This window comes from Magnetospirillum molischianum DSM 120, assembly GCF_000294655.1.
GTDB classification, from domain to species: domain Bacteria; phylum Pseudomonadota; class Alphaproteobacteria; order Rhodospirillales; family Magnetospirillaceae; genus Phaeospirillum; species Phaeospirillum molischianum.
Window position 1 is genome coordinate 12,769 of the sequence record NZ_CAHP01000021.1, and the last position, 25,574, is coordinate 38,342.

Annotated in this window: 23 protein-coding genes; 7 read left to right on the forward strand and 16 right to left on the reverse strand. The window is 62.9% G+C overall.

The annotated features are described in order from the left end of the window. The first annotated feature begins 161 nt into the window (after positions 1-161). Both metH and PHAMO_RS09035 read left to right on the forward strand, forming a co-directional pair. A complete protein-coding gene (gene metH / locus PHAMO_RS09030) occupies positions 162-3,629 on the forward strand; it encodes a methionine synthase (RefSeq protein ID WP_002728624.1) in 3,468 nt (1,155 codons plus the stop codon). A gap of 200 nt (positions 3,630-3,829) precedes the next feature. Beyond that, complete coding sequence (locus PHAMO_RS09035; protein ID WP_002728625.1) at positions 3,830-4,738, forward strand: SphA family protein; 909 nt, start codon at positions 3,830-3,832, stop codon at positions 4,736-4,738. Between the two features lie 73 nt (positions 4,739-4,811). On the opposite strand, the gene PHAMO_RS09040 is transcribed toward PHAMO_RS09035, so the two are convergent. Then, on the reverse strand, positions 4,812-5,498 hold the full coding sequence (locus tag PHAMO_RS09040; RefSeq protein WP_051002412.1) for a phosphoribosylanthranilate isomerase: 687 nt from the start codon (positions 5,496-5,498) through the stop codon (positions 4,812-4,814). Between the two features lie 128 nt (positions 5,499-5,626). Between PHAMO_RS09040 and lsrF the strand changes: the two genes are divergently transcribed. From lsrF to PHAMO_RS09055, 3 genes are all read left to right on the forward strand, one after another. Beyond that, positions 5,627-6,508, forward strand: a complete 882-nt coding sequence (gene lsrF / locus PHAMO_RS09045) for a 3-hydroxy-5-phosphonooxypentane-2,4-dione thiolase (RefSeq protein ID WP_002728627.1) — start codon at positions 5,627-5,629, stop codon at positions 6,506-6,508. 155 nt (positions 6,509-6,663) lie between these two features. After that, positions 6,664-7,878 (forward strand): argininosuccinate synthase, encoded by a 1,215-nt coding sequence (locus PHAMO_RS09050; RefSeq protein ID WP_002728629.1) that lies wholly within the window; start codon positions 6,664-6,666, stop codon positions 7,876-7,878. A gap of 72 nt (positions 7,879-7,950) precedes the next feature. Further along, positions 7,951-8,973, forward strand: a complete 1,023-nt coding sequence (locus PHAMO_RS09055) for an SGNH/GDSL hydrolase family protein (RefSeq protein WP_155801654.1) — start codon at positions 7,951-7,953, stop codon at positions 8,971-8,973. Positions 8,974-9,014: 41 nt separating this feature from the next. Here the strand turns inward: PHAMO_RS09055 and purU are convergent, their stop codons facing one another. Further along, positions 9,015-9,875 (reverse strand): formyltetrahydrofolate deformylase, encoded by an 861-nt coding sequence (purU, locus tag PHAMO_RS09060; RefSeq protein WP_002728631.1) that lies wholly within the window; start codon positions 9,873-9,875, stop codon positions 9,015-9,017. A gap of 186 nt (positions 9,876-10,061) precedes the next feature. Here purU and PHAMO_RS09065 point away from each other — a divergent pair, with 186 nt between their 5' ends. After that, positions 10,062-10,424, forward strand: a complete 363-nt coding sequence (locus tag PHAMO_RS09065) for a hypothetical protein (protein ID WP_002728632.1) — start codon at positions 10,062-10,064, stop codon at positions 10,422-10,424. Between the two features lie 87 nt (positions 10,425-10,511). On the opposite strand, the gene PHAMO_RS09070 is transcribed toward PHAMO_RS09065, so the two are convergent. The 3 genes from PHAMO_RS09070 to budA are packed head-to-tail and all read right to left on the reverse strand — an operon-like array spanning position 10,512 to position 12,648. Beyond that, on the reverse strand, positions 10,512-11,192 hold the full coding sequence (locus tag PHAMO_RS09070) for a helix-turn-helix domain-containing protein (RefSeq protein WP_002728634.1): 681 nt from the start codon (positions 11,190-11,192) through the stop codon (positions 10,512-10,514). Continuing rightward, positions 11,189-11,887: a cyclic nucleotide-binding domain-containing protein gene (locus PHAMO_RS09075; RefSeq protein WP_002728636.1), complete on the reverse strand. Its 699-nt coding sequence runs from the start codon at positions 11,885-11,887 to the stop codon at positions 11,189-11,191. Before PHAMO_RS09075 ends, PHAMO_RS09070 begins: the two co-directional genes overlap by 4 nt. Further along, positions 11,884-12,648, reverse strand: coding sequence for an acetolactate decarboxylase (budA, locus tag PHAMO_RS09080; protein WP_002728638.1), 765 nt, complete (start codon positions 12,646-12,648; stop codon positions 11,884-11,886). Before budA ends, PHAMO_RS09075 begins: the two co-directional genes overlap by 4 nt. 81 nt (positions 12,649-12,729) lie before the next feature. On the opposite strand from budA, the gene PHAMO_RS09085 reads away from it, so the two are divergent. Beyond that, a complete protein-coding gene (locus PHAMO_RS09085) occupies positions 12,730-13,497 on the forward strand; it encodes an NAD kinase (RefSeq protein WP_002728640.1) in 768 nt (255 codons plus the stop codon). 42 nt (positions 13,498-13,539) lie between these two features. Here the strand turns inward: PHAMO_RS09085 and PHAMO_RS09090 are convergent, their stop codons facing one another. The 11 genes from PHAMO_RS09090 to PHAMO_RS09140 all read right to left on the reverse strand — a co-directional run bounded on the left by PHAMO_RS09090 (position 13,540) and on the right by PHAMO_RS09140 (position 25,412). After that, on the reverse strand, positions 13,540-14,127 hold the full coding sequence (locus PHAMO_RS09090) for a Smr/MutS family protein (protein WP_002728642.1): 588 nt from the start codon (positions 14,125-14,127) through the stop codon (positions 13,540-13,542). 25 nt (positions 14,128-14,152) lie between these two features. Beyond that, the gene (locus tag PHAMO_RS09095) at positions 14,153-14,965 is read right to left on the reverse strand and encodes a hypothetical protein (RefSeq protein WP_002728644.1); all 813 of its coding nucleotides are present in this window, start codon (positions 14,963-14,965) and stop codon (positions 14,153-14,155) included. A gap of 86 nt (positions 14,966-15,051) precedes the next feature. Further along, entirely contained in the window at positions 15,052-16,632 is a 1,581-nt protein-coding gene (purH, locus tag PHAMO_RS09100; protein ID WP_002728646.1) for a bifunctional phosphoribosylaminoimidazolecarboxamide formyltransferase/IMP cyclohydrolase, read from the reverse strand. Between the two features lie 163 nt (positions 16,633-16,795). After that, positions 16,796-17,305 carry a helix-turn-helix domain-containing protein gene (locus tag PHAMO_RS09105; RefSeq protein ID WP_002728648.1) on the reverse strand — a complete coding sequence of 170 codons (510 nt, stop codon included), beginning with the start codon at positions 17,303-17,305 and terminating at the stop codon, positions 16,796-16,798. A 116-nt stretch (positions 17,306-17,421) separates the two neighbouring features. Then, the gene (gene lnt / locus PHAMO_RS09110) at positions 17,422-18,990 is read right to left on the reverse strand and encodes an apolipoprotein N-acyltransferase (RefSeq protein WP_002728650.1); all 1,569 of its coding nucleotides are present in this window, start codon (positions 18,988-18,990) and stop codon (positions 17,422-17,424) included. A gap of 22 nt (positions 18,991-19,012) precedes the next feature. Further along, positions 19,013-19,924 (reverse strand): hemolysin family protein, encoded by a 912-nt coding sequence (locus PHAMO_RS09115; protein ID WP_002728651.1) that lies wholly within the window; start codon positions 19,922-19,924, stop codon positions 19,013-19,015. Beyond that, entirely contained in the window at positions 19,921-20,436 is a 516-nt protein-coding gene (gene ybeY, locus PHAMO_RS09120) for an rRNA maturation RNase YbeY (RefSeq protein WP_002728652.1), read from the reverse strand. The genes PHAMO_RS09115 and ybeY overlap by 4 nt, the downstream gene beginning before the upstream one ends. Then, complete coding sequence (locus PHAMO_RS09125; RefSeq protein ID WP_040566596.1) at positions 20,433-21,383, reverse strand: PhoH family protein; 951 nt, start codon at positions 21,381-21,383, stop codon at positions 20,433-20,435. The genes ybeY and PHAMO_RS09125 overlap by 4 nt, the downstream gene beginning before the upstream one ends. Before the next feature lie 17 nt (positions 21,384-21,400). After that, on the reverse strand, positions 21,401-22,717 hold the full coding sequence (miaB, locus tag PHAMO_RS09130; RefSeq protein ID WP_040566598.1) for a tRNA (N6-isopentenyl adenosine(37)-C2)-methylthiotransferase MiaB: 1,317 nt from the start codon (positions 22,715-22,717) through the stop codon (positions 21,401-21,403). A gap of 92 nt (positions 22,718-22,809) precedes the next feature. Then, positions 22,810-24,384 (reverse strand): DHA2 family efflux MFS transporter permease subunit, encoded by a 1,575-nt coding sequence (locus PHAMO_RS09135; RefSeq protein ID WP_002728659.1) that lies wholly within the window; start codon positions 24,382-24,384, stop codon positions 22,810-22,812. Then, a complete protein-coding gene (locus PHAMO_RS09140) occupies positions 24,381-25,412 on the reverse strand; it encodes an HlyD family secretion protein (RefSeq protein ID WP_002728660.1) in 1,032 nt (343 codons plus the stop codon). The genes PHAMO_RS09135 and PHAMO_RS09140 overlap by 4 nt, the downstream gene beginning before the upstream one ends. Positions 25,413-25,574 lie beyond the last annotated feature (162 nt).

The following is a 25,574-nucleotide window of genomic DNA, read 5'->3' on the forward strand; positions in this document are numbered from 1 at the left end:
TAAATTCACAATTATATAAAATTGTTTCAATTCGTTCTTTTGGCCCAAGATCAGCCCTAGACCATACACGCAGAGATCGTCACCACCCGTTGCACCCATCGTGACAGGAGGGCGTTTTCAGGCTAAAACCAGTCCACACGTCCCAAAGGAATTTCTTGCCGATGAGCAGCATTCTCGACCATCTGTCCCAGGCCGTTCTTCTCTGCGACGGCGGTACCGGCGCCCTGGTCCAAGCCATGAATCTTTCGGTCGATAAGGATTTCCTGGGACTGGAGAACTGCACAGAAATCCTGGTCGAATCCCGTCCCGACGTCATTCGCGGCATTCACGCCCGCTATTTCTCCGCCGGGGCGGACATGGTTGAGGCCAACACCTTTGGGGCCAGCCCGATCACCCTGGCCGAATTCGGCATCGCCGATCGCGCCTTCGACCTCAACAAGCGGGCGATCGAACTGGCCCACGAAGCGGCGGAACAATTCGCCGACGGGCGGCGGCGCTATGTCCTGGGCGCGATCGGGCCGGGAACGAAACTGCCGTCCTTGGGGCATATCGGCTATGACCCCCTCGAAGCCGCCTATCTGATCCAGGCGCGGGGTATGATCGCCGGCAATGTCGATGCCTTTCTGATTGAAACCTGCCAGGACCCGTTACAGATCAAGGCGGCCGTCAACGGCTGCAAGCGGGCGCTGGCCGAGACCGGCGGCACCGCGCCGATCTTTGTCCAGGTAACGGTCGAAACCACCGGCACCCTGCTGGTCGGGGCCGATATCGCCGCCGCCGCGACGGTGATCCAGTCGCTTGGCGTCCCGCTGATCGGGATGAACTGCGCCGCCGGGCCGCAGGAAATGGCGGAGCATTTCAAATGGCTGGTCGATAACTGGCCCGGCTTCTTGTCGATCCAGCCCAATGCCGGTCTGCCCGAACTGATCGACGGCCGCACCCATTATCCGCTGCTGCCCGACGAACTGGCGGTTTGGCATGAACGCTTTGTCGGCATGGGGGCCAATTTGGTCGGCGGCTGCTGTGGCACCACGCCCGACCATATCGGTGCCACCGACGCGATGTTGCGGCGGATCGGCGCGGGCAGCCGTCCGGCTCCGGTCAAACGGCTGGTCCATTGGGTGCCGTCGGTTGCGTCTTTGTATACCCAGGTTCCGTTGCGGCAAGAAAACGCCTTCCTGTCGATCGGCGAGCGTTGCAACGCCAACGGCTCGAAGAAATTCCGCGATCTGCAAGACGCCGAGGACTGGGACGGCATTACCGCCACCGCTCGCGAACAGGTCAAGGAAGGCAGCCACACGCTGGACGTTTGCACCGCCTTCGTCGGCCGCGACGAAATCCGCGACATGACTGAAGTCGTCTCGCGCCTGCGCGGTGCCGTTACCACGCCCCTGGTGATCGATTCGACTGAACTGCCGGTGCTCGAAGCCGGGCTTAAGCTGTATGGCGGCAAGGCAATCCTGAACTCGATCAATTTCGAGAACGGCGAAGAGGATGCGGCGGCCCGGCTGAAACTGGCCCGCACCTTCGGTTCTGCCGTCGTCGCGCTGACCATCGACGAAGCGGGAATGGCCAAGGATGCGGAATCGAAGCTACGGATCGCCCGGCGACTTTACGATTTCGCGGTCAACCAGCATGGCCTGCCCGCCTCGGATCTGCTGTTCGATCCGCTGACCTTCACCATCTGCACCGGCGTCATCGATGACCGCAAGCTGGCGATCGAGACCCTGGACGCCATCGAGCGCATCGCCGCCGAAATGCCCGATTGCGGCATCATCCTGGGATTGTCGAACGTCTCGTTCGGATTGAAGCCCGCGGCCCGTCAAGTGCTGAACTCGGTATTCATCGATCTGGCGATCAAGCGCGGCATGACCGGGGCCATCGTCCACGTCTCGAAGATTCTGCCGCTGCACACCCTGCCCACCAACGAGGTCCAGGCCGCCGAGGATTTGATCCTCGACCGCGACCCCGAGGCCTTGTCCCGCTTCATTGCCTTGTTCGGCGACCGCACCGTTGCCGAAGTCAAGAAAGAGCGCGCGGCCACCCCTGAAGAGCGTCTGAAACAACGGATCATCGACGGCGACCGTACCGGACTGGACGACGATCTGCTCGCCGCGATCGAAGCGGGCTGGCAGCCGCTCGATATCATCAATCAGCTTCTGCTCGATGGCATGAAGGTGGTGGGCGAGTTGTTCGGCTCGGGGAAGATGCAGCTTCCCTTCGTGCTGCAATCGGCGGAAACGATGAAGGCCGCCGTCGCGTTCCTGGAACCCCGGATGGAAAAAGCCGACGGTCAGCAAAAGGCGACCATTGTGCTGGCCACCGTCAAGGGCGACGTCCACGACATCGGCAAGAACCTGGTCGATATCATTTTGACCAACAACGGCTATCGCGTCGTCAATCTGGGGATCAAGCAGCCGGTCGCCGAGATCATCAAGGCGGCCCGCGAGCACAAGGCCGATGCCGTTGGCATGTCCGGTCTGTTGGTCAAATCAACAGTCATCATGCGCGAAAATCTCGAAGAGATGAGCCGCGAGGGCTTGGACCTCCCGGTTCTGTTGGGTGGAGCCGCGCTGACCCGCAAATATGTCGAGGAAGCCTGTCACGAAGCCTATGACAGCGGCCGGGTCGCATATGCCCGCGATGCCTTCGATGGCCTGAACCTGATGGCGAAGGTGGTCGAGAGCACGTTCGACAATCACGTTAAAGCCCGACTCGACGCCCCTCACCGCCCCGGCCCGGCCCTGCCGAAATCGGGCGAGATGCTGCCCGCCACCCGCCCGGTCGATTGGGAGGCGATTACCCTGCGCCAGACCGAGTTGCATCGCGACATCACCCCCGCGACTCCGCCGTTCTGGGGCGCACGGGTGATTGAGTCGGTGCCGCTGCAAAATCTGATTCCCTTCCTCAATGAAACGACCCTCTACCAATTCCATTGGGGCTATCGCAAACAGGGCCGCACCATCGACGAGTTCCGCGCCTGGGCGCACAAGGAGCTGCGCCCGGTGGCGCTGTCGATGCTCAAACGCTGCGCGGACGAAAAAATCCTGCTGCCCCAGGCCGTCTATGGCTATTGGAAAGCAGCCAGCGAGGGCGATAACGTCGTGCTGTTTGCCGAAGACGGCATCACTGAAGTCGCCCGTTTCGCCTTCCCCCGTCAGGCGAAGGAAGGCGGGTTGTCGATCGCTGACTTCTTCCGCCCGACCTCAGACCCGATCCGCGACGTCATCGGTCTCCAGGCGGTGACGGTCGGACGCAATGCCAGTGACACCGCGCGTCAGTGGTTCGAAGCCGACAAGTACCAGGATTATCTCTATCTGCACGGCCTGTCGGTCGAGATCGCCGAAGCGCTGGCCGAATACGTTCACAAGCGGGTCCGAGCCGAACTTGGCTTTGCCGCCCTGGACGCCGCCGAGACCGATCAGTTGTTGAAGCAGGGCTATCGCGGCTCGCGCTTCTCGTTCGGTTATCCGGCCTGCCCCAACATCGAAGACCAGTCGATGATCCTGTCGCTGCTGGGGGCCGAACGGATCGGAATTAGCTTGTCCGACGAATTCCAGTTGGAGCCAGAGCAATCGACCTCGGCCATCGTCAGCCTGCATCCCCAGGCCAAATATTTCGTGCTTTAGAGACATCCCGCCAATCTGTTGCGCAAATGTGACAGCGAGGTGTGATTACGTATATATACGTACTATAGTGGTGGATTCTCCTTACATCGCCCCGTACAAGATTTTGTGATCGGTTTGGGAGTGTGTGCTTCGTGGGGACGAAGAACACCCGAACCGGTCGCAATGTCCTAAGGGGGGGGCCGATGCAAGGGGGATCATCGATGAAGACGAAGCTATTTTCGGCGCTGGTGGCGATGGGGGTCGCCGTGGCGTCCGGTTCGGCGAGTGCGACCGAATTATGGGATCCGCATCTGCGCGGGGTTGAAAGCGGCCTGGCCGCTGGGGCGCTGCCGCCCGAAGGGGTCTATTTCATCCTCAACAACTACTTCGCCAGCTTCAAACAATACCAGCCGAGCAATTCCAAAAGTGGCATGAAGCTCGACGCGATTGTCGAGGTGCCGATTCTACTGTGGAACACCGGGCTTAAGGTGCTTGGTGCCGATTATGCCGTCGCCATCGCCCAGCCATTCGACCACACCGAAATCTCAATCGCGGGCAACAACGCGATCGACGGAAACGGCCATTGGGGCCGGTTCAACACGTATCTCGTCCCGGTGATCCTGTCCTGGTCGCTGCCTTATGACCTGCATGTCAAAGGCAGCTTCGGGGTCTGGCTCGACAATGCCAGCTCATCGCCCGGACATGAACCGTCGCGCGGCGGCGTCGGCGCGGGCAACGGCTTCACCACCTTCGAACCCGGACTGGGGATCAGCTGGCTGCATGACGGCTGGAACGTCAGCGCCCAGATCTATTACGACACCAGCACCCGGAACGACAAAACCGGCTATCAGTCGGGCGACCAGATCGCGGTCGATTACACCTTCACCAAGACCATCGATCAATGGACCGTCGGCATGGGAGCCTTCCAGCTCAACCAGTTGGAAAAGGACACGGCCCGGAACGGAACCAAGCTGTCGGGCAGCGTCTCGCAATCCTATGGCCTCGGTCCGATCGTCGGCTACGATTTCGGCCCGGTCAGCCTTCAAGCCACTTACAACCACTATCTGCTGACCCATAACGACGTCGGCGACAATGTGCTGAACGTCCGCGTCGTCGCGCCGCTGTATTAAAACCGGGTCTTCGCCCCACGCGGCTTCCTTTGGGAAAAGCGTGGGGCGAGAAACAGACTTGGACCCGTTGAGGCTATGCGCCGCGCGCCGCCGCGATGAAGGCGCGGATCAGTTCAGGAGATTTCCGTCCTGGAGCGGTTTCGACCCCGGACGACACATCGACCGCCTTGGCCCCTGAGACGCGAATCGCCTCGGCGACATTGGCGGGAGTCAGACCACCGGCCAGGAACCACGGCAACGGCCAGCGTCGCCCGGTCAACAGGGTCCAATCGAAACTGACGGCATTTCCACCGGGCAGAGTCGCGGTCTTGGGGGGGCGAGCGTCGAACAACAGCCGGTCGGCGACTCCAATATAGGCTTCGGCAGCGGCCAGATCGTCGGGTCCGGCCAGCGGAATCATCTTCATCACCGGCACACCGTATTCGAGGCGGATTGCCTCGACCCGCTCGGGGCTTTCATTGCCGTGAAGCTGCAACAGATCGAGCCTCACGCCGCCGACGACAGCATCGAGCAGAGCGTCGTCGGGATCGACCAGCAGGCCGACCCGCGACACCGGACGCTCCAGATAGGAGAGCAGTTCGGTCGCTTGCTCGGGAGTCACCGCGCGCGGACTTTTCGGATAGAACACCAGTCCGACATGATCGACGCCGGCCTCGATCGCCGCCTCCATCGCCTCTTCGTCGGTGATCCCGCAGATCTTGACCTCGACCGTCACGAGCCGTTCCTTTCGATTGCCTGTTGAGACGCGCAAGTTCGTCATTTCCGCCGCCAGAATATCGCGGGTACCTTGTCCAAGGCCGCTGAAATGTGCATTCTTGCGCCGAATTGCCCGCCGATCCAACGGGAAGCCGGGCCGAGTGTCAACCCCTTGAGATCGAGACCAGAACCATGGCGGAAGCCGATATCGAAGGCACCAGATTCCAAGCCGACCAGCCCCAGATCGCCCCTGACTATTTCGTCAAGGGTGCCAGCCAGTACGATTGGGGCATGAAGAACCGCCTTGCCCGCGTCTTCAACCCGGCCTCTGGCCGGACGGTGATGCTGGCGATCGATCACGGCTATTTCCAGGGCCCGACCACCGGGCTGGAGCGGATCGACCTCAACATCCTTCCGCTGCTGCCGGAATGCGATGCGCTGTTCTGTACCCGCGGCGTGCTGCGCTCGATGGTGCCGGCAGCATCGCACAAGCCGATGGTGCTGCGCGCCAGCGGCGGCCCCAGCATCCTCAAGGAGCTGTCGGACGAGCAAATCGCGATGGACATGGACGACGCGGTGCGCCTCAACGCGGCGGGCGTCGGCGTCCAGGTCTTTGTCGGTGGCGAGAACGAAACCCGTTCGATCCACAACATGACCCGGCTGGTCGATGCCGGCCTGCGCGTCGGGATTCCGGTGATGGGCGTCACCGCCGTCGGTAAGGACATGGTGCGCGACGCCAAGTATTTCCGCCTTGCCTGCCGGATGATCGCCGAACTGGGTGCGCAGTACGTCAAGACCTACTACGTCGCCGAGGGCTTCGAGACGATCACCTCGTGCTGCCCGGTGCCGATCGTGATGGCTGGCGGCAAGAAGCTGCCCGAGCTTGACGCCCTGACCATGGCCTATAACGCAGTCCAGCAGGGCGCGGCCGGCGTCGATATGGGCCGCAACATTTTCCAGTCGGATTGCCCACGGGGAATGATGGCGGCAATCAACGCCGTGATCCATCAGAACATGCCCCCGGCCCAGGCGTTCGACCTGTACCGGACCATCAAGGCGGAAACCGCCGCCTGAGGTCGAAGCGGATCAACCCTCTCCCACCCAGTGGGGGAGGGTTTTTTTCATGGCCGGGCAAATCGCCCGATCCGGCCCCGCGCTTCGTGACAGCGGGAAAAATCCCTTTATACTGCGCCACCGTTTCATCCCCCCCATCACGGAGAGGCGTTGCCATGAAGGGCGAAGTCAAGAAGGTGGTGCTGGCCTATTCCGGCGGCCTCGACACCTCGATTATTCTGCGCTGGTTGCAGGATCAGTATGGCTGCGAGGTGGTGACCTTCACCGCCGATCTCGGCCAGGGCGAAGAACTGGAGCCTGCCCGCCAGAAGGCTCTGTTGATGGGCATCAAGCCCGAGAACATCTTCATCGACGACCTGCGCGAGGAATTCGTCCGCGATTTCGTCTTCCCGATGTTCCGCGCCAACGCGCTGTACGAAGGCGTTTATCTGCTCGGCACCTCGATTGCCCGGCCGCTGATCTCCAAGCGCCAGATCGAGATCGCCAATCAGGTCGGCGCCGATGCCGTCGCTCATGGCGCGACCGGCAAGGGCAACGATCAGGTTCGCTTCGAACTGGGCTATTACGCCCTGAAGCCCGACATCAAGGTCATCGCGCCGTGGCGTCTGTGGGATCTGACCAGCCGCACCCGTCTGCTCGACTTCGCGGAAAAGCACCAGATTCCGATTGCGAAGGACAAGCGCGGCGAAGCGCCCTATTCGACCGACGCCAACCTGCTGCACATCTCCTATGAGGGGAAGGCGCTGGAAGATCCGTGGGTCGAGCCGTTCGACGACATGTTCACCCGCTCGGTCAGCCCGGAAATGGCCCCGGACAAGCCCACCTATGTCGAGATCGAGTTCGAAAAGGGCGATGCCGTCGCCATCGATGGCGAACGTCTTTCCCCGGCGACGTTGCTGACCCGGCTGAATGCACTCGGCGGTGCCAACGGTATCGGTCGCCTCGATCTGGTCGAGAACCGTTTCGTCGGGATGAAGTCACGCGGCGTCTACGAAACGCCCGGCGGCTCGATCCTGATCGTCGCTCATCGCGGCATCGAAAGCCTGACCCTCGATCGCGGCGAAGCGCATCTGAAGGACGACCTGATGCCGCGCTACGCCGAGCTGATCTATAACGGATTCTGGTTCGCGCCCGAGCGGGTCGCGATTCAGACGATGATCGACAAAGTGTCCGAAAACGTCTGCGGCACCGTCCGTCTGAAGCTCTACAAGGGGTCCGTCAGCGTGGTTGGCCGCAAGTCGCCGAAGTCGCTCTATCGCATGGACTACGTTACCTTCGAAGAAGATAGCGTCTATGACCAGCGGGATGCTCAAGGCTTCATCAAACTGAACGCACTGCGGATGCGTTTGGCCAAGATGGCGCGCGGCTAAAAAGACTTAAGTCCCGGCCGGGATGGGCGACCCCGTTCCGGCCGGGCACAGTTTGAGGGCGGGGGGGACGGAATGAGACGGAGAGGTCGTGGGCAGTCCACCGGGGGACGGTGGACGGGCGGTCTGGCGATGGGCCTGCTTGGGATGGTTCTGGCGGGACTCGTTGCCGAAGGCGCGGCCCGGCTTGCCTTCCCGCGATGGAAAGAATTCAACGCCGAGCGGGTTCAGACCACGGTCGATGTCGCCGGACATGGCCCAGTTGCGGTCGGCCGGGCGGGCTTTGACGGCTGGGTCGCCCAGAGTAACGGCGATTTCCGAGCCCATGTCCGTATCAACGCGGCAGGATGGCGGGACAACGAACCGGCCGAGGCCGCCGATGGGCGCCTGTGGGCACTGGGCGAATCCTTCGCTTTTGGCTGGGGCGTCGAGACTGAGGAATCGTTCGGCGCGATCGCGGCCCGTGCTCTCGGGATGCCCTTCTACAATGTCGCCAGCCCGATGGCGGATTTGATCGGAGGTCAGGCGCTGCTGGCGCGGATGCCGTCCACGGTCCATCCCCGCGCGGTCGTGCTGGGCCTGTCGGTCGAGACCGATCTGCGCGATTACGAGCATCCTCCCGAAATCGCCACCACGCCACCCCACACCGCCACGACCCGGCTAAAGAACGCGGCGAAGCAGTCGGCGCTCTGTACCCTGGTTGCTCAGGTAATCGTCCGCGTCAACGGATCGAACGATGCGCCGGTTGCCGTCGCGCCCCGAACCGTCGATGACAATCGGATCGCGGCAATTCTCGAGTCCAGCCTTGCCAAAATCGGGCAGATCCGTGCGATGGTGCCCGCAGAAGCCCCGTTCGTGGTGCTGGTGATCCCGGCGCGGGACGAACTCCGGAACGACAACGCCGAATATCGTGCATTGCGGCTAGGCTTAACCGAACGGCTGAAGATGCAGGGGATCGCCGTGGCCGATCCGTTCGAGGCGCTGGCGGCTGCGGGTGAAGGCAAGGTTTACTTCCGGCATGACGGCCGCTGGTCGGCGCAGGGCCATCGTCTGGCCGGTGAAGCCGTGGCGCAGGCACTTACGCCGACGAGTCCCTGAACTCGGCGGGCCTTGGGGCAGACGCCCCAAGGCCCGATATCTTACCGGAACACCACCGTCCGCGAACCGTTCAGCAGAACGCGGTGTTCGGTATGCCAGCGTACCGCGCGGGCCAGAACCACACTTTCGATATCGCGGCCCATCGCCACCAATTCCTCGGGGGTGTGGGTATGATCGACCCGCTCGACCCCCTGTTCGATAATCGGCCCTTCGTCGAGGTCGGCGGTGACGTAGTGGGCGGTGGCTCCGATGATCTTGACGCCGCGAGCGTGGGCCTGATGGTAGGGCTTGGCCCCCTTGAAGCTGGGCAGGAAGGAATGGTGGATGTTGATCGCCCTGCCCTGCAAACTTACGCACATCTCGGTGGACAGGATCTGCATATAGCGGGCCAGCACCACCAGATCGGCCCCGGCAGAATCGATGACCTCCAGCACCTTGGCTTCCTGAGCGGGCTTATCGTTTTTGTCCAAGGGGAAATAATGGTAGGGGATGCCGTGCCACTCGACAATACCCTGCATATCCGGGTGGTTCGAGATCACCGCCGGAATTTGGATCGGCAACGACCCGGCGTGGTAACGGTGGAGCAGGTCATGGAGGCAGTGACCGAACTTCGATACCAGGATCACCACCTTGGCCTTGCGGCTGGCATCGTGAATCTGCCAGATCATCTGGAAGCGCGAGGCGACCAGGGTGAACAGCTTTCTCAGTTCCGGAATGTGCGGCGTCATCGCCCCGGTCTGGAACACGATGCGCAAAAAGAACCGCCGTGACAGCGGGTCGCCATATTGCGATGCCTCGGTGATGAAGCAATCGTACTGGCTGAGGAAACCGGCGACGGTGGAGACGATCCCCACCGTGTCCGGGCAGGTAATGGTCAACACCCAGGCTTTTTTCTCGGCCATGATCGAATCCTCCGCGTGCCCTTGCGATTCGACGATGGTCTTATCCGACCAGAAGAGGCACGCCAAGACGGCAATCGGCCCCTTGCGTTTTTTTCCCAAATCGCACAAGGTCCGACGTGGTCGGCACCGACGTCCGTGTGGGTCCGGCCACGCTTCGGCCCCGGACTTTGGCGAGGATACAGCCCGATGATTACTGTCTATTACAAATCGGGCGACGCCCAATGGAAGTATGAGCTTGAAGAGTCGGAACACGACTACATCATCAAGAACGTGCTTGAGGACAATCCCGACCTGACGGAAATGTTCGACGATTCGCTGGAAATTCTCCGCGATATTTCAGCGATGGACGAAGATGAGATGGACGAAGAGGACGAGATCGATCAAACGATCGCCGTCTCGTACATCTGGCACTATTTCAACCATCTCGCCGAAGGCGATGATCGCATCGAGGGCGATATCGTTCTGATCGAGGAAGAGGATGGTTCGGGCGTCACCGTTCTTCCCGCCGATGCGCTCGGCGACGATGAGGAAGAAGACGCGGAAAAATAAAATCGACCGAGGCTGCCGCCCCGAACCCGGATTTTTGGGAATCCAACCAGGGTTCGGGCGGATGCCCTGTGGTGATCGCGGAAGACCCTAGCCTTCACCGCTGGAAAACCGCCGCAAAGCGGCAATGTCGGCCAAGATTATCTCGCGCCCACGCGCTTCGACCCCATGAGAGCGGAGCCGCACCAGAGCGCGAGACAGGCTTTCCGGGGCGATACCGATCCGGCTTGCCAGAACCGTTTTACTAAGCGGCAGCCGTACCCGTCCTTCCGCCTCTCCCGCCGGAGCCAGTCCCAGCAGGAATGCGGCCAGCCGTTGTGCAGGCGAACGGCTTTTCAGTCCGGCGATCTCGTCGGCCAGCCGCCAGCGCCAACGCGCCAGACCGGACAGCAGGGTCAGCCCCAGCGCCGGACGCTCTTCCAACCGCCGCAGGAACAATGCCGCCGGGATATGGACCAGCCGCGACCCGGTAGCCACCTCACAATGCAGCGGAAACAAGCCGGACGACAGGATCGCCGCCTCGGCAAACGAGCAAATCGGGTCGAACAGCTCGATCACCGATTTCTCACCGGTTTCGGTCAGAATGAACAGCGTTGCCCGCCCCGCCAGCACGATGAAAAATCGATCGGCGGGATCGCCCTGAGTAAACAGCGGCGCGGCATCGGGATAGGACACGACGCGGGCACCATCAAGCAACAGGGCCAGATCCTCGCCGCTCAATCCCATCAGGAGCGGCGCACGGGCGCACAGGGCCAGATCGTCTGGACTCATGGCTCGTCCTCTTCGGCACAGAAGGTGCGCAGCCGGACCAAATCCTCGACGACCAGAAGTCCATCGGTGGTCGCGGTGACCCCCACCGCGCCGAGCCGGGTCAGCGCACGGGACAGACTTTCCGGCTGCATCCCCAATTGTTCCGCCACCAAGCGCTTGTCATAGGGCAGACGCAGCAGCGCCGCGCCATCCTCGTCGGCGGTCAGGGTCAGCAAAAAGCCTCCCAAACGCTGTGCCGTGGTCTTCAGCTTCAGTTCGGCGATCTGACGCAGCATCGCCCGCAGCCGCAACGACATCGTTGCCAGCAACTGGCGCATCAGGTCGGGACGGTCGGCCAGTCGAGTCCGAAACGGTCCCGCCGGAATCGCAAGCACGGTCGCCCCGGCCAATACCCGCGCTCCGGTGCCGTGTCGGCCGTCGCCGAACACCGCTTCGTCGCCCAACAAAGCATCTGGACCCGCGACTTCGACCACCGAGCGGCGGCCACCAGTCTGGCGCGATAGCTCGACATGGCCGTCAAGAACGATATGCAGGGTGTCGGCGGTCTGATCGGGACGGAACAAGGTGTGGCGATGCGGCAGGCGCAGCAGCGCCGCGCCGTCGAGTAAACCGGCCAGATCGGCGCGGTCCAACTCGGCGAACAGCGGCACCCGCTGCACCCGCCGCAGTAATTCGGTTCGCAGCGGCAGGGTCATTGACCCTCGACCGCGTTAGCACCGCCACGTCCTTCCGACCCCAAGGCGGCGGCGGCAAAGGCGGCATCGCCGGGCAACGTCACCACGACCCGATCGAGATCCGCGATGGCGGCGCGACCCGAGCCGGTGACCAGCCTCAGCACATGGCCGCCCTGGCTCCGCGTGGCGTCGATGAAGTGGAAGTGAAACCCCGGAGCGTTCATTCCCTTGGCATAGCCGGGGATACGGAAGCCAAGCAAGGTGCCGGTCATATCCTGATGGGTGAAGGTCACCTGATTCTTCAGCGCCTCCGTCAGGGGCTGATAGGGCGGCGTCTGACGCGGCACCGAGCGCAGGGTCAGAGCGGAGAACGTCCCGTCAATGCGAATCGCCTGGGCATGATTGGCTGGGGGAAGAAGCTGGGTCAGCCAGGATTCAAGCGCGGGCAAGTCAAGCCCAGCCGGAATCGGCGCGGTCACGGTCGGAGCGAAGGCGGTAACCATCGCGAAGGGAGTCGCCGCGTCAGGAGCAAGCGCGACCGCCCGCCCATCGGTGCCGACACGGAAGAAACGGCCGTCAATTGCCACCATCTCGCCGTCAAGGCCGTTGACGGTGCCAAGACCAAGATCGCCGTGGCGCGACAATTCGCCAATGGTGACCTCGCCGTCATAGACGCCCAGCATCAGCGCATTCAGCAAAGAGACCTGATACAGCTCACCGGCTCCGGCAGGAGTGGTGTTTGTCATCCAGACAGCAAAGATGGCAGCAAGAATACGCTTCATGATCGAACGGTCCTCCCAATGGTGGCGATACCCCTGGCCCCAAGCTTATACTGTCCTTAGAGTTGGAGCCAGAAACCACAGATGAGCTTTTCCTCGATCGCCTTTGTCGCTGCCGAATCCGAGGCCGCAATGGCGGCCATGGCCCGGTTGAGCCGCCTTTACCCCCATGTACCGCCCGACGAGGCCGACGTGATCGTCGCCCTTGGCGGCGATGGCTTCATGCTGGAAACGCTGCACCGTTTTCGTGTCCGGCGGGTGCCGATTTTCGGGATGAACCGTGGCAGCGTCGGCTTTCTGATGAACACTTATAGCGAGGCCAACCTGAGGATGCGGCTGGACCGTGCCCAGCCGGTCGTACTCAATCCGCTGAAAATGCGTGCCCGCACCGCCGATGGTGGCCTGTCCGAGGCATTGGCAATGAACGAGGTGTCGCTGCTGCGTCAGACCCGTCAGGCCGCCAAGCTGCGAATCCGCATCGATGGCAAGGTTCGGCTCGACGAACTGGTCTGTGACGGTGTGCTGATTTCGACTCCCGCCGGCAGCACGGCCTATAATCTGTCGGCACACGGCCCGATTCTGCCGCTGGGGGCCGGGATCAACGCGCTGACTCCGATCTCGGCTTTCCGTCCACGGCGCTGGCGCGGGGCTTTACTGCCCCAATCGGCCAGCGTGCTGTTCGAGATTCTGGAGACCGACAAGCGCCCGGTCAGCGCTGTCGCCGACTATACCGAGGTCCGCGACGTGATCGAAGTCGAAGTCCGTCAGGACCGCGACACCGATCTCGAACTGCTGTTCGATCCCGAGCACAATCTGGAAGAGCGCATTCTGGCCGAGCAATTCATGCCGTAATACCGGCCAACCCTCGATTTGGCCGGTTGGCATAAAAAACCATCAGCGCGGATCGCGGTGACGGCGGACCAGAACGTAGAGTGCTCCTTCACCGCCATGATGCTGGCGGGCATGGCTGAAGCCGATAACCCGCTCACGCAACGGACTCTGGTTGAGCCACCGCGGCACCTGCCGCCGCAGAACACCGTCTCCACCCTGCCCTTTTCCGGTGACCACCAGGACGAGGCGGCGTCCCGAGGCCCAGGCTCGCTCAATGAACCCGTGCAGTTCGGCGTGGGCGCGATCCTGGACGTGGCCATGCAGATCGAGCACCGCCTCGATCGCCAGCTCTCCCCGTTTCATCCGCTCGGCGGTACGGCGGTCAAGTCCGGGGGCATGACCGTGATCGAGCGCGGGAAGACCGCCGGACGGGCGGCGGGGCGACGGCGGCGGGTTCGATGGCCGCGCCGGAGCCACACCGGGCGGAGGGGGCGCGGAGGCAATCGGAGTTGGCCCCGTAGCGGCGGTCGCAGGATCGGGACGGGCACGACCGGGTAAAGGTCGAACATCACCGACAACCGCCTGCCACAAATGAACTTCGTCCGTCGTTACCGGACGGCGGCGCGGTTGGCGCGGTTCGACCAGCTTCACAACGCGGCTCGGCTCTTATCCACCGTCACGGCAGCACCTCATCGCGCGGTAATTTTTCCTCGTCCAGAATCGAATCCCACCGATCACCGGGCTGCGGCGAAACGACGACCTCCGGCTCGATCACATCGGTCAGCGGCGGCACCGCCATCGGTGGTGCGGCACGCGGTGGCGCGGTGCGCGGCGGAGCCATTTCGATCACCGGCGCAGGCTGAACCGGCGGAGGAGGAGGTGGTGGTGGTGGCTCAATCTCAGGTTCGGGCGTGAAGATCGGCGGCGGCGGCGGCGCGATTTCGGTCTCTGGCTCTGGCTCAGACACGAAGATCGGCGGCACAACAGGCACCGGAGCGTTGACCATCGGCTCGGGCGGCTGAACCGATTCGCCAAAATGGCGACGGATAAATTTGCGCCAATCGCCCTTGGGCGCGACACACGGTGCCTCTCCCGTACCCGGCACCACCAAGGCGATACCGCCCAGTCGCCAGAGCGCCTGGACATGAGCAACGTCACAGCAAAGATACTCGACCGTCCGGGTCCGCAGCCGCCAGGCAACGTAATAGCGATTGCCGAGCAGATAGACCATCACGAACAAGGTCATCGCAATAATGCCGACGACGATACCGCCCGCCAGCAGAATCCCCAGCGCCAGGGTCATCAGCCCGGTCAGCGGCAACAGATGGTCCCAGTGGCAATGAACCGGCGACCCGTCGAAGTCGATCATGCGGGGATCGGTGAAAAGCTGGATGCGACCGCCGGTTAAACCGCTACGCAATTTCTCGTGCAGACCTTCGTCCTCACGCTCTTTGCGTCCGTGCCCGTCTTCGTCGATCCGTCGGCTCATGTTTCTCTAATCCCCGCCGCCTGTAACCGAGGATGGCCAAGGCGGACGACAAAGGCAAGGGGCGGCGTGCGCCGCCCCTCTTCGCCTCAATGCCGGAAGTGACGCATTCCGGTAAACACCATCGCCAAACCGGCCTCGTCGGCGGCGGCAATCACTTCGGCGTCGCGAACCGAACCACCCGGCTGGATCACCGCCGTGGCTCCGGCAGCAGCAGCGGCCAGCAATCCATCGGCGAAGGGGAAGAAGGCATCGGACGCCACCACCGATCCCACCGTCGCGGACTCGGCCAAACCGGCGGCTTCGGCGGCTTCACGCGCTTTCCAGGCGGCAATCCGGGACGAATCGACCCTGCTCATCTGGCCGGCGCCGATCCCCACTGTGGCACCACCCTTGGCGTAAACGATCGCGTTCGACTTGACGTGCTTGCAGACGCGGAAGGCGAACAACAAATCGGCCAGTTCAGCCTCGGTCGGAGTCCGCTTGGTGACGACTTTCAGATCGGCAAGGGTGATCCGGCCATTATCGCGGGTCTGGAACAACTGCCCCCCGGCGACAGTGCGCAGGGTGAAGCCGGTCGCCGACGGATCGGGCATCGCCCCGGTCAGCAACAGACGCAGATTTTTCTTCGCGGCGAAGGCGGCAATGGCGTCGTCATCGGCCTCGGGGGCGATCACCACTTCGGTGAACAGGTGGGCGATTTCGGCGGCGGTCACGCCGTCAAGGCGGCGGTTGACGGCGACGATGCCACCGAACGCCGACACAGGATCGCAGGCCAGGGCGGCACGATAGGCCGATACCAGATCGTCACCGACCGACACGCCACAGGGATTAGCGTGCTTAATGATCGCTACGGCCGGGCGGTCGAACTCGGCGGCCAGTTCGAAAGCGGCGTCAGTATCGTTAAGATTGTTGTAGCTCAGTTCCTTGCCCTGAATCTGACGGGCAGTGGCGATACCGGGCCGGGCCGGGCCGCCGACATAGAATGCCGCTTTCTGGTGCGGATTCTCGCCATAACGCAGACCCTGGCGCAGTTCGCCCGCGACAACGACGCGACGCGGGAAGGTCTCGCCGACCTGACCGGCGAACCAGCGCGAGATCGCGGCGTCATAGGCCCCGGTCCGCGCATAGGCGGTCGCGGCGAGACGACGGCGCAGTTCCAGCGTGGTGGCTCCGTTATTGGCCTCCATCTCAAGCTTAACGGCGGCGTAATCGGCGACGTCAACCAACACGGTAACGCCGTCATGGTTCTTTGCCGCGCCACGGATCAGCGCCGGGCCACCGATATCGATGTTCTCGACACAGGTCTCGAAATCGGCACCGCGAGCCACCGTCTCCTCGAAGGGGTAGAGATTGACCACCAGAAGATCGATCGGCGCGATCTCGTGTTCGGCCATCGCCGCTTCGTGCGCGGCATTGCCGCGAATGCCGAGCAAACCGCCATGAATCTTGGGGTGCAGAGTCTTGACTCGTCCATCGAGCATCTCGGGGAAGCCGGTATGGTCGGCGACCTCGGTGACCTTCAGCCCCGCATCACGCATCGCCTTGGCCGAGCCGCCGGTTGACAGGATGTCAACGCCATGATCGGTAAGGAATCGGGCGAAATCAAGCAACCCTGTCTTGTCCGAGACCGAGATCAGGGCGCGGCGAATGGGAAGCGAAGCGGACATGGGTCAAGGACCTCCGGGGCGGAATGGGCAAAAGGGCATGTGATCCGCGCTGTATAGCACAGCACGTCGCTCTGGAGAGGAGGATTTTGACCGAACCGGGGATGTCATCCCACTCTGGGGCGATGCCTTGCGGCACACGATCCGCAAACGCGACAGACCGGGATCAGTCCTGTCCGTCCCCCGTCGCGGCCAGCGCCTTGGCCAGTTCGTAGACCCGCTTGCGCACATGCGGGTCGGGAATGGCGAAATAGGCACGGATCAGGTTAATCGTCTCGTGACGACCGAGAAGATCTGAATCGAATCCGCTCGGCTCCTCAGCCAAGCCGGTGATGCGGCTGGAATATTCCGCCGGACCGGCATGAGCCAAATCCTCGGGCATATCGTCGTAAAAGAACGACACCGGCACGTCGAGCACCTGAGACAGATCGAACAACCGCGAGGCACCGATCCGGTTGGCGCCACGTTCGTACTTCTGCACCTGCTGGAAGGTCAGACCAATCGCGGACCCCAGCTTTTCCTGGCTCATCCCCAACAAAGTACGACGCAGACGAACCCGCGCGCCGACGTGAATATCGACTGGATTCGGATCGCCTTCTTCGGTACGGCCCCGATTGGCCTTACGGCGCGGAGGAGGCTGGCCGGTTGAATCGTCGCGGCGCTTGGGGGGGGCCATTATCAGTCCCAATGGGTGATGCAAGGTCGTAGGGAACTCAGATTAGGGCGATGACCCGAGAGGAGTCAACACGTCTTGCGGGTGAGATTGGAAAACCACCAGATCACAGGTCGGTCCTAAGGCCGCTTCTTCCCGCAGGCCAATCCAACGGCAAAACAGGCCAGCGCGAGTGCCAGAGGGAGCGAATCGCCGAAGCGGCCATAAGGGGTGACGGCGAGGGGACGGGGCAACACGGCGTCAAAACTACCGCGCTCGCCCAGGCCCAGCCGCGCCACCTCGCGGCCCAACGGATCGAACACCGCCGAAATCCCGGTATTGGCGGCGCGAACCAGGGGCAGCCCTTCTTCGACCGCACGCAACCGGGCCGCCGCCAGATGCTGGTACGGCCCCGCCGACAAGCCAAACCAGCCATCGTCGGTTATGTTGAGAATCCAATCCGGCCGAGGCTGATCGTGCCCGACCACCTGTCCGGGGAAGATGGCCTCGTAGCAGACTAGCGGTGCGACCGGCGGCAAACCGGGGAGAGTAAGCGTGCGCGGTCCCGGTCCGGGGGTGAAATCGGTCGAACCGTTGGTGATCTTGGTGATCGGCAGCAACTGGCGCAGCGGCACGTACTCACCAAAGGGCACCAGATGGGCCTTGTCGAACACCGCAACCGTCGCACCGCCGGGAGCGATGGCATAGAGACTGTTCCACAAGCGGAACGGATTTTCGCCGCGCGGCGTAATCCGCAAGGCTCCGGTCAGCAACAGCCCACTGGGCGGGGCCGCCAGCGCGGCATACGCCCGATGCTGATCGTCGAGATTAAGAAAGAACGGAGCCGCAGCCTCGGGCCAGATCACGGCGGCGACCGTATCCAACGACGTCCCCCGCGACAATGTTACCGCGTCGAACAAATGACTCTCGCGGCGCTCTTCCAGCCATTTGGTGCCTTGGGGGATGTGGGGTTGAACCACACGCAGGGTCAGCCCGGTCTCGGCAGGCGGCACCAACGCCAATCGCCACGAGCCGCCTCCCCAGGCTGCCAGCGGCAATCCGATTGTCAGCAAGCCGATCAGCACGGCCCGCCGGGGCGAAGGCGAATCGGCCAGCAGCGCCGGAGCCATTGCCGCCAGGGCGGTGAGCAGACTAAGCCCCCACAATCCGGCCAACGCCCCGAATTGCAGCACCGGAAGACTGACATCCCACACCGACCCCAGCGAGTTCCATGGGAACCCGGTCAAAGCCCACGAGCGCAGCCACTCCGCCACAGTCCACGCAGCGGCCAGGACCGCGATCCGCCCCGTGCCTCGCGCCCCAACCAAACGCGCCGTCAGAGTCGCGAGGCCAAGAAACACCGCCAGCAAGCCGGACAGGCCAAACACCGCGAACGGAATCATCCAGCCGAATTTGGCCGGGTCCGTCAGCAGGGCATAGGAAACCCAGTACAGCCCAACGATGAACCAGCCCCAGCCCCACCACCAGCCGACACCAAAAGCGGCGCGACGGGTCGCGGCGGCGTCAAACAGCCACACCAGCGCAGGCAGCGACAGCAGCAAAACAGGCAGCAGGGAGACCGGCGGCAAGGCCAACGCGCCAAACGCGCCCAGCCCGACCAGGGTTAGCCGCCGCCGCCAACCGGACAGGGCGGCGAAACGGTCGGCCAAGGCGCGAGCAGTGGCAAAGACGCGGGCGGCAGTGCTCATCAATGGCTTCCTTGGGAAAATGTCAGTCCGGCTGGGGACTCGCGGTCCGGTCCAACGGCACCCGTCGCACCCTCACCCGCTTGACCCGACGCGGATCGGCGTCCATCACCTCGAATTCCAAACCGGTGGAATGATTGATCAGTTCCCCCCGGCCCGGCACCCGCCCGGCCACGAACGAGACCAGCCCGCCCAGGGTCTCGACCTCCTCGCGTTCCTCATCGGTCAGAACCTCGCCCATCCGCTCCTCGAAATCCTCGATCGCGGTGCGGGCATCGGCTTCCAGGGTACCGTCGGCCAGTTCGACCATATCGGCATCCTCGATATGATCGTGCTCGTCGGCGATATCGCCAACAATCTGTTCGACCAGATCCTCGATCGTCACCAACCCGTCGATGCCGCCATATTCGTCAACCACCAGAGCAAGGTGGTTGCGGCGCAACCGCATTTCCAGCAGCAGGTCGGTCGCACGCATGCTGGGAGCGACAAACTGAACCCGGCGCATCATTCGGGGCAGGCTGAACGGCTTACCCTGCCCCAGGATTTCCAGCAGATCCTTGATGTGGACCATACCGATGACGTCATCGAGAGTTCGGCGATAGACCGGCAGGCGCGAATGACCGCAAGCGATGAACAGCCGGATCAGTTCTTCCTGAGTGGTCCGGGATTCGACCGCAACGATGTCGGCGCGGGGAACCTTGACGTCGGCAGCGGTTACGCCGCGCAAATGCAGAATATTACCGAGCAACTGACGCTCGTGAGCGTCAATCGGACTCTCGGAATCGTCACGATCCTCGATCAGTTCCTCCAACGCCTCGCGGACGGTTTCACCGCTCCGCGCCCGACGCTTCAGACCCAACCAGCCCCGAACTGACCGCAGCAACGAATCCCGGGGCTCGGACTCGCGCTGGCTAGGACTGCCACCAGGGTCGTTCATTGCTGGTCATCCTCGTCCTGATAGGGATCGGAGATGCCCAGCGTCGCCAGCAGGCGGGTTTCCAGCCCCTCCATTTCGGCAGCTTCCTCCTCGTCCAGATGGTCGAAGCCCAGAAGATGGAGCACTCCGTGGATCACCAGATGAGAAAAATGGTCGGCCAACGGGCGTCCGCTCGCCTCGGCCTCGGCAGACACCGTTTCCCAGGCAAGGATAACGTCGCCCAACAGCAGCGGTGCACCCTCGACCAGCGGCGCGTCCTCGTCGTCAAGAGCGGCGAAAGACAATACGTTGGTGGGAGCGTCCTTGCCGCGCCAGTCGCGGTTGAGCGCCTGCACCGTCTTGTCGTCAGCCAGCACCACCGATAATTCTAACGGCCCTTCGGGAACATCCTCAGGAGAGCCGGACAGGGCAAGAATGGCCAGACTTTGCACGCGTGCCTCGATGTCGGGCAAAGCCTCGACCCAGGCTGGGCAGTCGAGGCTGACGGCAATCTCGGCAACGGGGGCGGTCATGGTACGGCTTCCTTATCGGCCCGCCCGGCCCGGTCATAGGCGCGGACGATGCGAGAGACCAGATCGTGGCGAACCACGTCGCGGTCGGTGAAACGGACAAAACGAACGCCGTCCAGGCCAGTCAGCACGGACAGGGCGTCGGTCAAACCCGAGCGCACGCCCGACGGCAAGTCGGTCTGGCTCGGATCGCCGGTGATCGCCATACGCGAATGTTCCCCCATCCGGGTCAGGAACATCTTCATCTGCATTGGCGTCGTGTTCTGGGCCTCGTCGAGAATGACGAAGGAATTGGCCAGGGTCCGGCCGCGCATGAAGGCCAGCGGGGCGACCTCGATCTCCCCAGCCAACAGCTTCTTCGCCACCAGATCGCCGGGCAACATATCGTACAGCGCATCGTAGAGCGGGCGCAGATAGGGATCGACCTTGTCTTTCAGATCGCCGGGCAGAAATCCCAGCCGCTCGCCGGCCTCGACCGCCGGACGGGACAGAATGATGCGGTCAACCTCACCCGCGCTCATCATCGCCACTGCTTTGGCCACGGCCAGATAGGTCTTGCCGGTTCCGGCCGGACCCAGCCCAAAGGTCAACGGCACCTGATCCAGCGCCAGAATATACTCGGCCTGAGTCGGTGTGCGCGGCGAGATCGTCCGTTTGCGGGTACGGATCACCATCTCGGGTGCAGTGGGGCCGGAGCCGACCATCCGCATCGCGGTATCGATATCGGCGGATTCGACATATCCCTGGCGTCGGGCCAGATCGTAAAGCCCGTCCAGCACCGCGGCCGTTTCGGCCACCGGCCCGGCCCCACCCGTCAGAGTAACGGTGTTGCCGAGCGGATTGAGTCCGACCCCCATCCCCGCCTCGATTCGATTGAGATGTTCGTTATGCGGGCCGAACAATATGCGGGCCAGGGCGTTGTCGGGAAATTCGCGGACCAGGACGGTCATCCCCGGAGAAGGCTCGCTCACGCCAGGACCGCTTCCAGGCTGTTGGGATGAACGGCCGCGATGCGCAGCCGCACCACGTCGCCGATCCGCTGGCCGGGGGCGCGAACATGAACCGGCTGCATGTAGGGGCTACGCCCCAACAACTGATCCTCATAACGGCCGGGCCGATCCAGCAGAACCGACATTTCACGCCCGACACAGGATTGGTTGAACGCCTCGGTCTGACGTTGCAGCAGAGCCTGAAGCTCGGCCAGCCGCGCCTCCTTGACCGCTTCGGGGATCTGGTCGCCCATCGCGGCGGCGGGAGTGCCCGGACGGGGGCTGTATTTGAAGGAATAGGTCTGGACGAAACCGATATCGGCCACCAGGGCCAAGGTATCGGCGAAATCGGCATCGGTCTCGCCGGGGAAGCCGACGATAAAATCCGACGACAGCGCCAGATCGGGACGGGCCGCACGCAGCCGGTCAGTCAGCCTGCGGTACTGGTCGCGGTCATGACCGCGATTCATTGCCGCCAGAATGCGGTTTGATCCCGACTGAATCGGCAGATGCAGGAACGGCATCAGTTCGGGCAGATCGCGATGAGCGGCGATCAGCGAATCGCTCATGTCACGGGGATGCGACGTGGTATAGCGCAGCCGCTCGATCCCATCGATCCGGGCCAACGCGGTCAGCAGGCTCCCCAGATCCCAGCCCGGTTCGCCGTGCCAGGCGTTGACGTTCTGGCCGATCACGGTGATCTCGCGCACCCCTTGCGCCGCCAGAGAGGCCGCCTCGGCCAGCACTGCCGCCGCCGGGCGGGAATATTCCGCGCCACGGGTATAAGGGACGACGCAGAAGGTGCAGAATCGATCGCACCCTTCCTGAATCGCCAGAAAAGCGTTGGTCCCCTCGGCACGGGCCTCGGGCAGGAAGTCGAATTTCGGCTCGGTGGGGAATTCGGTGTCGAGCACCGCACCACCAGCCCGCGCCGCCTGAGCCACCATCTCGGGCAGACGATGATAGGTCTGCGGCCCCAGCACGATATCGACGAAGGGCGCGCGACGCAGCACCTCCTCGCCTTCGGCCTGGGCGACGCATCCGGCCACGGCCAGCACCATCGGCAGACCCTGCGCGGCACGCGCGTCCTTAATCCGACGCAGCCGCCCCAGTTCCGAGAACACTTTCTCGGCCGCCTTTTCGCGGATGTGACAGGTGTTGAGGATCACCATATCGGCCTCGTCGGGCCGATCGGTCGGGCCATACCCCAGAGGCGCCAAGACATCCGCCATGCGGGCGGAATCGTAGACGTTCATCTGGCAGCCGAAAGTTTTGATGAAAAGTCGTTTTGCCACGGTCGTTCGCGGGCGGGGGATCCGCCAATCATACAAGGGGGAAGGCTAGGACACCGATGCCATTGAAGTCAAGGACCGGGAGCGGATGACACTCAATGTTCACCGCCCCCACCCCCGCGTGCGACAGGCTGGAGCAGCGGCAAAAGCAGCAGGCTGAGGGCAAACACACCAGCCATCAGCATCAGTACGTCGGAGAAAGCCAAGGTCAACGCCTCGCGCCGGGTCAGATGCCACAGCGTCTTCAGCGCAGCCAGATCGGAACCGCTGCCCAAAGCCGGATCGAACCGGCTGGTCAACCCCTCCAGCATCGCGGTCGCCGAACCGCGCGCCTCCGTCAGCCGCTCCGACAGCCGCAACATGTGGTGGTCGAGACGATGGGTCAAAGCGGTATTGATCGCCGCCAGACCGACCGCGCCGCCCAGATTACGCATCAGATTGTAAAGGCCCGAGGCGTTAGGCACCCGCTCTGGCGGCAGATGGCCCAGCGCCACCGCATTGATCGGCACGAAGCAGAACATCAGCGACAGCCCCCGTACCGCCTGGGGCAGAAACATTTCCCAATAGCCCCAATCCGAGGTCAACGCGCTATTCAGCCACAATCCACCACCGAACAAAGCCAGCCCAATCCCCAGCATCATCCGGGGATCGAGAAAGCGGATCAGATTTCCGGCCAGCGGAGCCGACAGGAACTGGAACGCCCCGGTCACCATCATGGTGGTGCCGATCTCCAACGCTGAATAGCCCCGCACCTGCCCCAGAAACAGCGGCACGACATAGACCGATCCGTAAAGACCGACGCCGATGACAAAACTATAGAAACAGCCGACGGCGAAATTGCTGTCCGTGAAGGCGCGCAGATCGACCACCGGATGCTTGGCGGTCAGTTCACGCCACAGAAAGCCCACTCCGGCGACACTCGTCACAATCGTCAGAAAAAAGATCGTGCGGTCGTTGAGCCAGTCGTTCCGGTTGCCCTCCTCCAGCACGTACTGCAACGTCCCTAGAAACACCGCCACCAGCATGACCCCGGACAGGTCAAAGCCCTTCAGCATATCGCGGCGAAACGGTCCGGGACGGGCGAACATCAAAACCAGAACGGCAACCAGCGCTCCCGGCACGATATTGACCAGGAACAACCAGTGCCAGCTGGCGGTCTCGGTCAGCCAGCCGCCGAGGGTCGGCCCCAGGGTCGGGGCCATCGTCGCCACCAGTCCGATCAGCACCGACACCGAAGGTTGGCGCTTGGGCGGAAACAAGGTGAAGGAGGTGGTGAACACGGTGGGGATCATCGCACCACCCAGAAAGCCCTGGATGGCGCGGAACACGATCATCGATTCGATGCTCCACGACATCGCGCACAGCGCGCTGGCCAGGGTGAACGACGACGCCGACACAAAGAACAGCCACCGGGTACTGAACACGCGGGACAGCCAGCCCGACAGCGGAATCATCACCACTTCGGCGACAAGATAAGAGGTCTGAACCCACGTCGCTTCGTCGGCCGAGGCCGCGATACCCGACTGAATCTGGGCGATCGAACTGGCGACGATCTGGATATCCAGAATCGCCATGAACATCCCGACCACCATCGCCATGAAGCCGATCCAGTCGCGGACCGAGACCGTGCGATCCTCGGGCCGAACCTCGTCCACGGCGGCGGAGCTCACCGTGGCGGCTCGCGGGTGTCGATACGGGCGGTCACGGACAGACCGGGACGCAGCAGCCCGGCCAGTGAGTTATCCGTGGCGAAACGAAGGCGGACTGGAACCCGCTGCACCACTTTGGTGAAGTTACCGGTTGCATTCTCGGGCGGCAACAGACTGAACCGCGCCCCCGACGCCGGAGCAATGCTGTCAACCCGCCCCTCGATCTCCCGCCCGCCATAGGCATCGACGTTGATCGTGGCCCTTTGCCCCGGCCGGATATGGCTCAACTGGGTTTCTTTATAATTGGCGTCAACCCACACCGAAGCCAGCGGCACTACCGCCAGCAAAGTCTGCCCGGTACGGACATACTGGCCTTCGCGCACGGCGCGGTTCCCGACCATGCCATCGACCGAGGCGCGAATCACCGTCGCCTCCAGATCGATCTCGGCAAGATCAAGCGCCGCCTGAGCCTGATCGGCCTCGGCCTCGGCGATGGCCCGTTCGCTCACCAGCACCGCCAATTGCCGCCGCGCTGCCTGAGCCTGGGCTCCCGACCCGGCCAGTCCGGCTTCGGCCTTGGCCGCGTCGGCCTGGGTCGTATCGAATCGCTGGCGGCTGACGAAATCCTCGCGCACCAATCGAGAGGTCCGCTCGTGATCAGCGCGGGCGCGGGCAACTTCGGCGCGGGCCGAAGCAACCGAGGCTCCAGACTGAACAATCACCGCTTCCTGCACCGCGATCTTCTGATCAAGTTGGATCAGACTGGCCCGTCTCGCCACGAGAACGGCGCGAGCCTGCTCGACCCGAGCACGATAATCGCGATCATCGATCCGAATGAGAATGTCGCCTTTGGCGACGGAGCGGTTGTCTTCGGCGTTCAGGAGAACCACATGACCCGGTACCTTGGGCTGAATCGGGGTGATGTCACCTTCGACATAGGCGTCGTCGGTTGTCTCGATCCAACGCCAATCGACAGCCCAGGAATAGGCGGCCCAGCTCCCGGTAGCAGCGGCGATCAGGGCAAGAGTAATGATTGCGGGCTTTTTCATTGCGATCCGGGGGGATGGGGGGTCGATTATACTGAACGGTTTAGTTTCTACCGTGAGGCTTAAAACGAGTCAAACCAATGCGTCACGAGAAGACACGACCCAACGCTTGTCGGGCGCGTCACGCCCCGGCATAATGAATTGGTTACCTTCGGCTTATACAAT

What these genes read in the sequence shown, in the direction of transcription:
- PHAMO_RS09115 (WP_002728651.1), bottom strand. Translation starts at nt 19,924, where the DNA reads ATGAACGACCCTGGTGGCAGTCCTAGCCAGCGCGAGTCCGAGCCCCGG.
- PHAMO_RS09035 (WP_002728625.1), top strand. Translation starts at nt 3,830, where the DNA reads ATGAAGACGAAGCTATTTTCGGCGCTGGTGGCGATGGGGGTCGCCGTG.
- PHAMO_RS09125 (WP_040566596.1), bottom strand. Translation starts at nt 21,383, where the DNA reads ATGACCGTCCTGGTCCGCGAATTTCCCGACAACGCCCTGGCCCGCATA.
- PHAMO_RS09140 (WP_002728660.1), bottom strand. Translation starts at nt 25,412, where the DNA reads ATGAAAAAGCCCGCAATCATTACTCTTGCCCTGATCGCCGCTGCTACC.
- purH (WP_002728646.1), bottom strand. Translation starts at nt 16,632, where the DNA reads ATGTCCGCTTCGCTTCCCATTCGCCGCGCCCTGATCTCGGTCTCGGAC.
- PHAMO_RS09050 (WP_002728629.1), top strand. Translation starts at nt 6,664, where the DNA reads ATGAAGGGCGAAGTCAAGAAGGTGGTGCTGGCCTATTCCGGCGGCCTC.
- lsrF (WP_002728627.1), top strand. Translation starts at nt 5,627, where the DNA reads ATGGCGGAAGCCGATATCGAAGGCACCAGATTCCAAGCCGACCAGCCC.
- metH (WP_002728624.1), top strand. Translation starts at nt 162, where the DNA reads ATGAGCAGCATTCTCGACCATCTGTCCCAGGCCGTTCTTCTCTGCGAC.
- PHAMO_RS09075 (WP_002728636.1), bottom strand. Translation starts at nt 11,887, where the DNA reads ATGACCCTGCCGCTGCGAACCGAATTACTGCGGCGGGTGCAGCGGGTG.
- PHAMO_RS09085 (WP_002728640.1), top strand. Translation starts at nt 12,730, where the DNA reads ATGAGCTTTTCCTCGATCGCCTTTGTCGCTGCCGAATCCGAGGCCGCA.
- PHAMO_RS09055 (WP_155801654.1), top strand. Translation starts at nt 7,951, where the DNA reads ATGAGACGGAGAGGTCGTGGGCAGTCCACCGGGGGACGGTGGACGGGC.
- PHAMO_RS09105 (WP_002728648.1), bottom strand. Translation starts at nt 17,305, where the DNA reads ATGGCCCCCCCCAAGCGCCGCGACGATTCAACCGGCCAGCCTCCTCCG.
- lnt (WP_002728650.1), bottom strand. Translation starts at nt 18,990, where the DNA reads ATGAGCACTGCCGCCCGCGTCTTTGCCACTGCTCGCGCCTTGGCCGAC.
- PHAMO_RS09065 (WP_002728632.1), top strand. Translation starts at nt 10,062, where the DNA reads ATGATTACTGTCTATTACAAATCGGGCGACGCCCAATGGAAGTATGAG.
- PHAMO_RS09070 (WP_002728634.1), bottom strand. Translation starts at nt 11,192, where the DNA reads ATGAGTCCAGACGATCTGGCCCTGTGCGCCCGTGCGCCGCTCCTGATG.
- PHAMO_RS09040 (WP_051002412.1), bottom strand. Translation starts at nt 5,498, where the DNA reads ATGACGAACTTGCGCGTCTCAACAGGCAATCGAAAGGAACGGCTCGTG.
- purU (WP_002728631.1), bottom strand. Translation starts at nt 9,875, where the DNA reads ATGGCCGAGAAAAAAGCCTGGGTGTTGACCATTACCTGCCCGGACACG.
- PHAMO_RS09095 (WP_002728644.1), bottom strand. Translation starts at nt 14,965, where the DNA reads ATGAGCCGACGGATCGACGAAGACGGGCACGGACGCAAAGAGCGTGAG.
- budA (WP_002728638.1), bottom strand. Translation starts at nt 12,648, where the DNA reads ATGAAGCGTATTCTTGCTGCCATCTTTGCTGTCTGGATGACAAACACC.
- ybeY (WP_002728652.1), bottom strand. Translation starts at nt 20,436, where the DNA reads ATGACCGCCCCCGTTGCCGAGATTGCCGTCAGCCTCGACTGCCCAGCC.